Origin of the sequence: Turicibacter sp. GALT-G1 (assembly GCF_025594995.1) — a bacterium.
In the GTDB taxonomy this organism is placed as follows: Bacteria; Bacillota_I; Bacilli_A; order MOL361; family Turicibacteraceae; genus Turicibacter; species Turicibacter bilis.
Genome location: NZ_JAMQUS010000036.1, coordinates 42,365 through 54,328, shown reverse-complemented (window position 1 = coordinate 54,328; position 11,964 = coordinate 42,365). Strand labels below are relative to the sequence as shown.

Genomic DNA, 11,964 nt, shown 5'->3' with positions numbered 1-11,964 from the left:
ATCGCTTTTTTTGATAAGAATTAACACTTTGATTCATAATAAACATAAATGAATCGAGTGAGGTAGATTATGACTAAAATTAGTTTGTATCAATGGAGTATTATCGTTTGTTCGCTGGTGGTGGTTGTGATGACGATAATGCAATTAACACTAGATTTAAGTGCGTCAGTCAATCGAGTCTTTAATATTTTAGATATTTTAATTTGGTTGTTTTTTTTAATTGATTATACTCGCCGGTTAATAAAAAGTGAGAGTAAGAAAGAGTTTGTCAAAAATAACAAAATTGATTTATTAACAATCATCCCCTATTTTTCATTCTTTCGTATTTTAAGGGTAATTCGTGTGACACAAGTAGTTCCATTGTTCCATTTTGTAAAGGTTTTACGGGCGACGGCTATGTTAAGTAGTCTATCTAAGCGAGTAGGTTCTTTTTTTAAAACGAATAACTTTCATTATGTTGCTGGAGTGACACTAATTGTTATTTTATTAGGCGCAGGCAGTTTATCGTTCGTGGAAGGGATGGCGTTTAAAGATACCCTTTGGTGGTGTATTGTAACAGTGACAACCGTTGGTTATGGTGATATTGTTCCAAAAACAGGGCTTGGTCGGGTGATTGCGGGGATGGTCATGATTAGCGGAATTGGATTTTTAGGTGTTTTTACGGGAACCATTTCTACTTATTTTTTAAATCGACGAATAACGGACCACCAATCTCAGTATGTGACAGAATTAATTGAGAAATTGAATCATTTTGATGAACTGAGTGAAGATGAATTTAATGAGATCATGATGATTTTGCAAGTCATTAAAAAAGGTCAAAGTCAAATTTTGACCACTAATGAGAATGAGGGAAACATGAAGTCTTAAATATGATATACTTAAAAAGAGTGAGGTGAAGAAGATGCAACAACCTGAATTCATTGAAATTAATTCAGCTTTACGTTTAAGGACTCCTAAAAAATCCGATTGGGATTTAGCATATCCTTGGTATCAGAATCCAAACGTGATGTATTTGTCAGAAGGAGTGACTAATAAGACATACGAATTAGAACAAATTTATAATATGTATGAATTTCTAAGTACTCGGGGAGAGCTATACTTTATTGAGGTCAAGGAAAACGAAAATTGGTATGCAATTGGTGATGTGACACTATGGGAAGAAAATTTACCGATTGCAATTGGTGATGAAGAATATTGGGGACAGGGCATTGGAAAAGCAGTAATAAAAACGTTATTAAAACGTGCAAAAAGCCTTGGTATGACAAAAATTTCAGTTCCGGCTATATATCATTATAATATCGGATCACAGCGATTATTTGAATCATGTGGATTCAAAAAAGTAGGGGAAAATGCAACTGAGAAGTCTTACGAGAAAATCATCAAGTAAGCGCATTGACACCCATTTAAAGGGGATTTATAATTAACTTAATAATTAGATATTTTTCTAATTATACTGAGGGGGAGAATATGGTTAGTATTAGTTCAATGATGATGATGTGTTTGACACTTATTATTTGTTTTGGGGTTCCACTTGGCTTATTTTGGTTTATTAGACGACGCTATCAAGCATCCATTAAAAGTTTTTTCGTTGGGCTGATTGTTTTTATTGTGACTACACAAATACTAGAAGCTGTTGTTCACGTTTATTTATTAAAAGTGAATCAAACAACATCAATTTGGCTCATGCAACCTATCATCTACTCGTTATATGGTGGTTTAATGGCAGGGATATTTGAAGAAACAGGACGTTATTTTAGCTTTAAGTGGTTTTTGAAGAAAGAAAATCGAATCCAAGATGGAGTCAGTTATGGGATTGGACATGGGGGAATAGAGGCCATGCTCATTGTTGGAACAACGTATTTAAATAACTTGATTTTTTCAATTCTCATTAATCAAGGATGGATTGAGAAACTTGGATTAAGTGCTGAATTAGAAGAGACCGTTGTGACGCAACTCACACAGATTTCTCCGATAATTTTTGGATTGGCCGGCTATGAACGGTTGATGACGTTCATTATTCAAATTGGACTAAGTCTTCTCGTTTTTAAAGGTGTTCGAGAGCAAAAAATTTGTTATTATGTGTTAGCTGTGTTCATACATGCTATATTAGATGTTCCAGCAGCTTTAGTGCAAGTGAGGATGTTTAATATTTATGTCGTCGAAGGTTTCATAACATTAATTGCGATTGGCTTTATCATTTTTATGGTTAAGCAGTTTAAAAATTATCATGAAGATTTAACAAAAGTCGAAGATATTGAACTTGAAAAATACAAGCAGGCTGGATACTAAGTTATAACATAAAGGAGGTGTGCCGTTAGCTGATTGGTTAGCAACGGAAAGAAGCTGTGAATAAAGCATTTCAAGCATTAGCGGACCCAACAAGACGTACGATTTTAAAAAAATTAAATAAAGGTGAAATGACAGCCGGTCAAATTGCCGATTGTTTCGATATGAGTAAACCCTCGATTACACATCATTTAAATATTTTAAAAAATGCTGATTTGATCCAAAGTGAAAAGCGTGGACAATTTGTTGTATATACGTTAAACACAACGGTAATCGGAGATGTTCTTGGTTGGTTTTATGAATTTACACATCGTATCTAAGTAAAGATGGTCTAAAGATTATTCTTAGACCCTCTTTATTTTTTTACATAATTTATACTGTTATTTCCATTTCTTGTGATAGAATGGTTTGATTAATTTGTGGAATAATAAGTGAACAGATAGTAAAAGGGTGGGACATAAATGGATAATATTCAGATTGTATTAAATTATTTTTCGGAGTATGGTTTAGTGTTTTTATTTTTGATCGTCTTCCTAGAGTATATGAATTTACCTGGGTTACCAGCGGGAATTATTATGCCTGCAGCAGGAATCTTAATCGCAGGGAATGATATGGATTTTATTACAGCGCTAGTTATTTCAGTCATTGCCGGTTTATTTGGAAGTTATGTATTATACTTTATTGGTTATTTTCTAGGAAAGCCCATTTTAGATAAATTTTATGAAAAATATGAAAAAATCAGACCTTCGATTAATAAGGCGATTAGTTATACCGATAAACATGGAAGTAAAGGTGTTTTTATTGCTCGGCTAATTCCCGTTGCAAGAACGTTAGTGTCGTTAACGGTAGGAACCGTACGTATGAATTTTCTAACATTCACGATTTATTCCGTGTTTGGAATAACCATTTGGAATTTAATCTTTATTTATATGGGATATGCCTTTGGCTATTTTTTCTTAAAATAGGAGAGAGGGGTTTTGGGTTAAACGACTGGAGGCTGTCTATATGATTACTGTTTTTTTTGCGATATTTCGAATGATTAACTTGATATTAATCGGGATCTTAATTTTTTATAAACGAAAAGATCCAGCTCTATTGCTAGCTTGGATTCTCCTTTTGTTATTTTTACCTCCAGTCGGATTTGTTATGTACCTTTTGTTTGAACGAACACCAGTTTCTAGAAAGAAGATGTTGTTTTTAACAGAATATACTGATCAACGTTTGGAACGTCAAATTGATTATCAATTCAGTGAGTGTGTTGCATCGGTCATTGCGTTTAATGAAATTTATAATGGAAGTCGCTTATTCATGTATCATGACTGGATGTATTTTGCGGATGGAAAGAGTAAGTATGATCAATTATTTATCGATATTGAGCAGGCGACACAATCCATTCATTTATTATATTTTATTGTCCGTAAAGATGAGGTTGGACAGAGGTTAATCTCTTTATTAGCCCAAAAAGCAGCAGAAGGCGTTGAAGTTCGACTCGTTTATGATAGTGCGGGTTGCTTTGGTACAACTTTAAAATTTTTTGATTCAATTATTAAAGCAGGTGGTCATGTTTATAAGTTTCATCCTCCCACTTTACGTCTGATTGGTTTAAATTATAATTATCGAAATCATCGAAAAATTGTTGTCGTTGATGGACGGATTGGTTATTTAGGTGGGATGAATGTTGGGAAAGAGTATATGTCACTCGATCCTAACTATTCCCCATGGCGTGATGCCCATCTTCGGTTAGTAGGCGATGCAGTTTGGGATTTACAACATCGCTTTTTTAGAGATTACTTCATGGTTTGTGAAGATAAACGTGATGAAGTACACATTCAATCCAATCTAGATCATTACTTCAGTGCTTCATTAGTGACGACCATCTGTCCAATCCAAATTGTCTCAGATGGTCCAGATACACCGACCGACGATATTAAATTAGCTTTTGTGAAAATGATGCAAACAGCAACGAAATCAATTCGCATTCAAACCCCGTATTTTATTCCCGATCAGTTGTTTTTAGAGACGTTAAAAATTGCTGCTTACTCCGGTGTTAAAGTCGAAGTGATGATTCCAACAATTGCCGACCATCATTATGTTTATCGCACAACTACTTCTTTTATTCATGAGTTACTAGAAGCGAATATTGATGTTTACTTATATAAGGGTTTTTTACATTCTAAGATTTTAGTGATTGATGATGAGATTTGTACCGTTGGATCGACAAACATTGACCAACGAAGCTTCAAGATTAATTATGAAGTAAATGCCTTTATCTATGATCAACTTTTGACGCATCGCGTCTCACATCAATTTGATAAAGACTTAGAAAATTGTTTATTAGTGGATGAATCTTACGAAAAAAATAAATCATGGGTTGTCCGACTTGAAGAAAAGGTTTACCGATTAGTATCCATGATTTTATAATATAGGAGAAATAAAATTTTTTAGAAAGGAGGGACATTTACCAAAACGATTTGATATTCTTAGGCTTAAAGATTAAATTTCAATGTTTTGGAAAGATGACATATGATAATCTTACTCTTTATAGTGACTCTCTTATTCATTTACTTTGAGCAAGAAGTCTTTTCAACCTCATTTTATAAATTAAAAACAGATAAACTAAATTTAAAAAAGGGCCCAATTCGTATTGTCCAATTATCAGACTTACATTCGAAATCCTTTGGTCGTCAAAATAGACGTTTGATTCAAAAAATTAAACGTTTAAATCCTGATTTTATTGTGACTACGGGTGATATGATTACCTCTACGGATTCAAATGGCAATGCTTTCTTAGATGTCGTTACCGCGTGCTCATCAAAATATCCGATTTTTTATATTGAAGGGAATCATGAGATAACGGCTAAATATGATACCTTAAATCAAGAAACGAAATGGTATGAAGCCTATTTAAAGTCTTTAGAAGATTTAGGGGTTCATTTATTAAATAATGAGTCTCGAAAAGTCACGATTAATGAGGATGAGCTGTATATCTATGGGCTTACGGTCCCATTAGCGCATTATTATTCTGTTCCCATCGATATTCAAAAACAGGTGAGTGTCAGAGCGATTAAAGAAGTATCGGAGGTACTTCCTGATTTAGAAGAAGGACATTTTAATATTTTATTAGCACATAATCCATTTTTAGCAAATCTATATGAACAACATGGATTTGATCATGTTTATTGTGGGCATGTTCATGGTGGAGCACTTCGATTACCGTTGATCGGTGGAGTCTTATCACCGGAGCGAAAGTTGTTTCCTAAATATAGCGCAGGTATTTATCAAATTGGAAAAATGAAGATGATTGTCAGTCGAGGGCTTGGACGTTTGCGTTTATTTAATCGCCCAGATATTGTCGTTATCGAGATTTATCCGAAGTAAGAGTGGAGTGAGAAAATGGTAATGTTAGATAAAATTGCAATTATTTCAGATATTCATGGGAATTTACCAGCGCTTGAAGCCGTTTTAAAGGATATTGATAGACGAGGAGTTTCTCAGATTATTTGTTTAGGGGATATGATCGGGAAAGGCCCTCATTCAAAAGAAGTATTAGAAGTGTGTCAAATCAGGTGTCAAAGAATTGTCAAAGGGAATTGGGAAGATTTTATTTCAGATCCGAAGACGGAAGCGACACCTTTTATTCAGTTTTATCGAAATCAACTAGGGGAAGAACGTTTAGCCTATATTCGACAATTACCTTCGGTGACAGGTTTTTGGATGAGTGGAAAATATATTCGTCTTTTTCATGCGAATCCACATAGTTTATATGATCGGGTTTATGCGACCTCTCCACTTGAAAAACGTTTAGCTTTATTTGAAGTCCCAAAATTACCATCGACTGAAAGCAGTTCAAAAGCCGCTGATATGATTGGGTATGGTGATATTCATGAAGGATATTTGCAACATTTAGAGCAAGGACGCGTGTTATTCAATGTCGGAAGTGTTGGAAATTCATGTGATTCAATTCCAATGGCAGCTTATGTAATCTTAGAGGGGCATCTTCATCGTCGGGAAGAGGCTGATTTTTCGATTCAATTCTATCGTGTTAAATATGATCGTATGAAATCCATTAGTGATGCCATGAAAGTAGAGATTCCTGATCAAGAAGCATATATCAACGAAATTAAAACAGGTTTATATTGTCGTTAGAAACATCCAATAAATTAAGGATGTTTTTTTTTATTTTCAAAAAACTGGAATACAAACTTTTGGATAAAGTGGTGAAAACTAAAAAAGTCAGTTTATTCGAAAGGAGATTTTAAGATGAAAAAAATAAATATGACATTAGGTGCTATCTTTTTAGCAGCCACACTTAGCTTAACGGGTTACGCAAAAGAATCAACAAAAGAGATGCCAACGCCACCTGCTTTAACTGAAGAGCAAAAAGGAGAGAAGGCAAAACAATTTGAGGCTGAGTATAAACAAATGCAAGAGAAATTTAGTGCTTTAACAGATGAACAGAAAAAAGAAATTTATGATCTCTATGATAAGGTTAATGTTGCAAAAATTAAATTATTAGATAAGTATGTGGAACTAGGATTAATGACAGATGAAGAGGCAAAGTCTATTCAAAAACATATGTCTGACGTTTCAGAAAAAATTCGAAGTGAAGGTCAGTTTATCGGGTTTAAGGCCCCACATTTTCCTAAACGTGCAGAAAATAATCAACAAAATAGTCAAGATGTTGAATAATTTAGCTATTATTTACCAACAATAAAAATGTGATGAAGAATGCCCATCTTGATTTTTGGGGCATTCTTTTATCTACCCATTAATCATCATGTAACGATGCCAATTAAAGGCTGGATGCATATGATAAAATAAGAGAATAAGACATGAGGTGATTAGCTATGAAAGAACGAAAGCGTCCATCGCTTCGACCAAAGCAGCGAACGATTCCTTCAAATATTCATCACACGTATAAATTAAAAATGACGGATCAAGAACAAAAAAGAAAAACGTATTTTGCAAGATTAAGAGGTTATCGTGACCGCCAATAAGAGCCACGATAACCTTTTTTTTATATTTTAAATTAAAGTAATTATAAAATTAGACAATACTCTAATTAATTGACAATAAAAAAAATCCAACGAAAAATGATAAAACATCGCCGATACAATAAAGTCAAACAATAAAAAATATAACCATTTGTGATAATTTTCGCATGTATTGTATTAAAAACTATCATGATGACTGAAATTTCTCCATAAACTGTATTAAAAAGATAGAGAGGAGAGGTGGGATGTTATTAAATCAGCAATTATGGTCTGTTTATCAAATGGCCAGTAATCGTGAATCAATTAGAGCACTTCTTCTTTATGACTTTGAAGAGGAAGACACTGACTTAGGTTATAAATTTATCGTAATTTGTACAGATCCTGCCAGTTTCTTTATAGACTTAAATTGGGTTAATGAAATTGATCCTGTTGGTCATATCGAAAAAGAACGATCCTTTTATCAAAGCAGTCATATTTATTTTAATTGCTGTATCATCTTTAAAACAGCATGGAGCAGCCAATTTATTTTTATTATAAATGATGAAAAGAGCTATTTTTTTAAACAATCTAAAATAATTGTTTTTATTGATCGTGATTTCTTAATTAAATCGGAGCGAATTCGAATTGAGGCGATGAACTTTGGACAATGGAAGGAACCTCCAATAGAAGTTGAACTTCGAGCGTTAGTCTCCGATTTTTACGAAGAAATTCTTCAAATATGCCGGTTGATTAAGCAACAACCTTTTTATTTCACACTATCGTCACCAGAATTTTGTATTGAATGGACGATTGTTCATTTCGTCCAGTGGTTGAGCTATTTTGGAGTATGTTTTTCAGTAGACGAATTACAAGACATTAATGCTTTAATCAACTCTCCATCGAAAGTAACGGAAGTGATTTCCTTTAAGCAACTTTCAAAATATATTCAGTTAGCAACCCACCTACTAGAGCTTTATTGTGACTACACGAACTATAACTATCAGACCCCGCAGATTGTCCTGTTAAAAGAATATATTGATATCATTCTAAGACAAGAAAACGTTAGATCTGAAGGTTATAAAATGTCATTGGTTCGGGTAAATTAATAGTGATTTGACAGTTCTTTACAAAAAGCCAAGCGTCTCTCGTTTCTTATATGAGCAATTTATGGTAAAATGAAGAGATAAGTTGAAAATAGGAGTGTGAGTAGCGTGAATTTAAACCAAACTATGATTAAAAATCGAGCAGCTAACCCTGCTGTTTTTTCGCGTGCTCAATCTTTTTATAACAGTGGGGGAAAAATTCAATACTATGTAACTTACGATCCAGTCGATCTCTATCAAATCTTTGCAGAAGTTGAAGATGATAACGAATTACATCATATTTTGATTAATTTAGATGAAAAGAGTAAAGTGATTCATGATCAATGTGATTGCGGAACATTTTTATCAAACTTTGGTTCATGTAAGCATGTGATTGCGACACTGTTGAAGGTCTATGATGATCAAGTGCGTAATAAACTTGTTATTCACTCCACAGGAGATGAAGAAGAAGGCCTCATGGACGAGTTATTAGCGGCTTATGAATCACAATTAACAACAGAGATGAATTACGAGATGTATACAAAAGATGTCATGATCTATCCAAAATTAATCATGAAATCACAACAAGAAGCCTCAGTTGAGGTCTCTGTCGGCATTCATCGTCCTTATGTTGTTCGCGATATTTATAAGTTAGCCAGCGATATTTGGAATGAAAATGTCGTAAGCTATGGGAAAGAGCTTCAATTTAAACATGCGATTCAACATTTTGATGAGGGGTCACGTCCATTTGCGAGCTTTATCTGTGAAATCGTCAAGGAATATGATATTTATGCAAAACAGCTTCCATTACTAGGGCCTGTGAAGTCAACTCGTACGTTAATCTTGACCCCTAGTTGGTTTGATCGGTTTTATGACTTATATAAACGTCAAACGATTGCATGTGACATCGAGGATTTATCAAGTGAAATGATAACCCTCCATCCCTATGAACCAGCGATTGAACTTCGATTAACACAAGAGGATGAAGACTATTATTTATCGCATAATCTCGGAGCTTTTAGAATGATTCAAGGGCAGAAATACATGTATCTTCTTTGTGAACGAGAAGCCTATCGCTGTGGAAGTAAATTCATCGATCAAATGCTCCCAATCTTACAAACACTCATTCAGTCACCTCGTTTTGAGTTGCGTATGAATGAAGCTTATATGGGAAAATTTTTATCATTAGTCATGCCCAAAATTAAAAACTACATTCGGGACACATCTTTAGATGCGCTTTATGAACGGTTTAAAGTTTATCCATTAGTGATTAAATTTTATTTAGACTCATTAAAACGAGGAAATATTGGATTGAATGTCCAATTTTGCTACGGTGATACGGTCATTCAGGCAAATGATCCAAATTCATTTGAACACAGTACGTCTATTTTACGAGATGCAAACAAAGAAGCTCAAATCTTAGCTCTCTTAGAACAATATCAATTCCAAAAGCAATCTAATGGAACTTATCTTTTAGCGGAAGAAGAAGCGATTTATTCATTTTTACATGATGGAACAGCTGAATTAAAGCAGTTAGGAGAAGTTTATGCTTCTGATACGTTTAAAGCGATTAAAATAAAAGAGCCTAAATCATTCTCAGTTGGTATTCGTTTGAAAAATGATTGGCTGAGCTTAAATTTTGAAGATTTAGAGTTTGGACCATCTGAGTATAAAAAGATTCTAGCCTCGTATCGCCAAAATAAGAAATATTTCCGTTTAAAAGATGGTTCATTCTTAAATTTAAAGAATGAGTATGTGGATACACTTGCTTCATTTGTAGATGATTTAAATCTAAATGATGACCAATTAGACGAGGAAGAAGTTTTAATTCCAAAATATCGAGCACTGTATTTAGATCAATTAACAAAAATTAGTCAGTCCTTACATGTCGAACGCGATGTTTCCTTTAAATCGATGGTTCGTGAATTTAAACAGGTGGAAGATGCTGACTTTACCGTGCCAGTTAATCTTCAAAAAACACTTCGTCGTTATCAAAAAACAGGCTATCGATGGCTTAAAACGTTATCAAAATATCAAATGGGTGGAATTTTAGCCGATGATATGGGACTTGGAAAAACATTACAGGTCATTTCTGTTTTATTATCTGAGAAGGGTCAATCCAATAAATCATCACTCATTGTGGCACCAAGTTCGCTCATTTATAACTGGGAGAGTGAAATTCATAAATTTGCTCCGGGGTTAACAACCATGATTATTCATGGCGATCCAGCGACGAGAAGGCAACTGATTCAAGACAGTTCTAACGTTGATATCGTCATTACATCATATGACTTAATACGTCGCGATGTGGAGAGTTATCACTCTCAAAGCTTTAGATACTGTATTTTAGATGAAGCACATTATATCAAGAACCATACGACGTTAAGTGCAAAAGCTGTGAAAAAAGTAAATAGTGAAATTAGATTTGCCTTAACTGGGACCCCCATTGAAAACTCATTATCAGATTTATGGTCGATCTTTGATTTTATCTTACCAGGATACTTTGGAACATACGCACAGTTTAGGAAAAAGTATGAAGTGCCTATCATGAAGCAACAGAATCTGAATTTATTAAGTCGGATCCATCAACAAGTGGCTCCATTTATTTTACGACGCTTGAAAAAGGACGTCTTAAAAGAATTACCTGAGAAGATTGAAACTAGTATGTACTGTGAGATGGATAAAACGCAACGTGACTTATATCACGCAATGGTTTATGAAATGAAAGAAGAAATGAATCAAGAGATTCAAGAGCAAGGCATTGAACGTAGCCGTATTAAAATCTTGGCACTTTTAATGCGCTTACGTCAAATCTGTTGTGATCCATCGTTATATTTAGAAAACTATAAAGGGGAAAGCGCAAAATTAAAACTTTGCTTAGAATTAGTCGATGAATGTATTTCTACAGGTCATAAAGTGTTGATTTTCTCACAATTCACATCCATGTTAGATATTTTATCTAAAGAGTTAACGGCTAAAGAAATCAAACATTTAATGTTAACGGGTTCAACGAAAACGAATGAGCGTTTAGCTTTAACGGAACAGTTTAATTCAGATGATACCCCTGTCTTTTTAATCTCTTTAAAAGCGGGTGGAACGGGATTAAACTTAACAGGGGCAGACGTCGTCATCCATTATGATCCATGGTGGAATATGAGTGCTCAAAATCAAGCAACAGACCGTGCACATCGTCTCGGTCAGGAGAAAACGGTTCAAGTATTTAAACTATTCGTTAAAAATACAATTGAAGAGAAAATTGAACGTCTTCAACAGCGAAAACGTGATTTAACTGAAGCAATCGTTCAAGAAGGAGAAACCTTTATTACTCAATTAAGTAGTGAAGAGTTAACCGCACTTTTTGAAACTGATGATGATTTTTAATTGACAAAGTGAGATGCTTTTCATACAATGATAATAAATAATAAACCTTTGATTGAGAAATAGTAGTTTAAGTGTCATTTTAAAGAGAGTCGATGGCTGGTGTGAATCGATAAATGTCTTAAATGAATGGGCTCATGAGTGGAACCTGAATAAAAAGAGTAAGGAACCCGGTAAACTCCCGTTATGAGTATGAAGTGGAATAAACAAGCATTTATTCTATTGAGGTGGTACCGCGGTTTTTA

Annotated in this window: 12 protein-coding genes and 1 other annotated feature (1 of these 13 running past the window's edge); all 12 genes read left to right on the top strand. The window is 34.1% G+C overall.

What is annotated here, in order from left to right; all coding sequences use genetic code 11:
* Positions 1 to 69 precede the first annotated feature (69 nt).
* The 12 genes from NEH74_RS07000 (at position 70) to NEH74_RS06945 (ending at position 11,722) form a co-directional block, all read left to right on the top strand.
* Positions 70 to 867, top strand: coding sequence for a potassium channel family protein (locus tag NEH74_RS07000; protein ID WP_055304178.1), 798 nt, complete (start codon positions 70 to 72; stop codon positions 865 to 867).
* A gap of 34 nt (positions 868 to 901) precedes the next feature.
* Complete coding sequence (locus NEH74_RS06995) at positions 902 to 1,387, top strand: GNAT family N-acetyltransferase (protein WP_055304177.1); 486 nt, start codon at positions 902 to 904, stop codon at positions 1,385 to 1,387.
* Positions 1,388 to 1,467: 80 nt separating this feature from the next.
* The gene (locus NEH74_RS06990; RefSeq protein ID WP_055304175.1) at positions 1,468 to 2,289 is read left to right on the top strand and encodes a YhfC family intramembrane metalloprotease; all 822 of its coding nucleotides are present in this window, start codon (positions 1,468 to 1,470) and stop codon (positions 2,287 to 2,289) included.
* Positions 2,290 to 2,345: 56 nt separating this feature from the next.
* A complete protein-coding gene (locus NEH74_RS06985) occupies positions 2,346 to 2,606 on the top strand; it encodes an autorepressor SdpR family transcription factor (RefSeq protein WP_055275769.1) in 261 nt (86 codons plus the stop codon).
* 141 nt (positions 2,607 to 2,747) lie between these two features.
* Positions 2,748 to 3,251 carry a DedA family protein gene (locus tag NEH74_RS06980; RefSeq protein ID WP_055245118.1) on the top strand — a complete coding sequence of 168 codons (504 nt, stop codon included), beginning with the start codon at positions 2,748 to 2,750 and terminating at the stop codon, positions 3,249 to 3,251.
* 40 nt (positions 3,252 to 3,291) lie between these two features.
* Complete coding sequence (cls, locus tag NEH74_RS06975) at positions 3,292 to 4,707, top strand: cardiolipin synthase (RefSeq protein WP_055245116.1); 1,416 nt, start codon at positions 3,292 to 3,294, stop codon at positions 4,705 to 4,707.
* Positions 4,708 to 4,809: 102 nt separating this feature from the next.
* Positions 4,810 to 5,664 (top strand): metallophosphoesterase, encoded by an 855-nt coding sequence (locus NEH74_RS06970; protein WP_055304173.1) that lies wholly within the window; start codon positions 4,810 to 4,812, stop codon positions 5,662 to 5,664.
* Positions 5,665 to 5,685: 21 nt separating this feature from the next.
* Positions 5,686 to 6,432: a metallophosphoesterase family protein gene (locus NEH74_RS06965; RefSeq protein WP_055304343.1), complete on the top strand. Its 747-nt coding sequence runs from the start codon at positions 5,686 to 5,688 to the stop codon at positions 6,430 to 6,432.
* A gap of 114 nt (positions 6,433 to 6,546) precedes the next feature.
* Positions 6,547 to 6,975, top strand: a complete 429-nt coding sequence (locus NEH74_RS06960) for a DUF2680 domain-containing protein (protein WP_055245113.1) — start codon at positions 6,547 to 6,549, stop codon at positions 6,973 to 6,975.
* A gap of 158 nt (positions 6,976 to 7,133) precedes the next feature.
* Complete coding sequence (locus NEH74_RS06955) at positions 7,134 to 7,283, top strand: hypothetical protein (RefSeq protein ID WP_156343973.1); 150 nt, start codon at positions 7,134 to 7,136, stop codon at positions 7,281 to 7,283.
* A gap of 242 nt (positions 7,284 to 7,525) precedes the next feature.
* Positions 7,526 to 8,365, top strand: coding sequence for a hypothetical protein (locus tag NEH74_RS06950; protein WP_055304171.1), 840 nt, complete (start codon positions 7,526 to 7,528; stop codon positions 8,363 to 8,365).
* A 105-nt stretch (positions 8,366 to 8,470) separates the two neighbouring features.
* On the top strand, positions 8,471 to 11,722 hold the full coding sequence (locus tag NEH74_RS06945; RefSeq protein ID WP_262941229.1) for an SNF2 helicase associated domain-containing protein: 3,252 nt from the start codon (positions 8,471 to 8,473) through the stop codon (positions 11,720 to 11,722).
* A 39-nt stretch (positions 11,723 to 11,761) separates the two neighbouring features.
* Positions 11,762 to 11,964: a binding site (T-box leader), on the top strand (it continues 11 nt past the right edge of the window).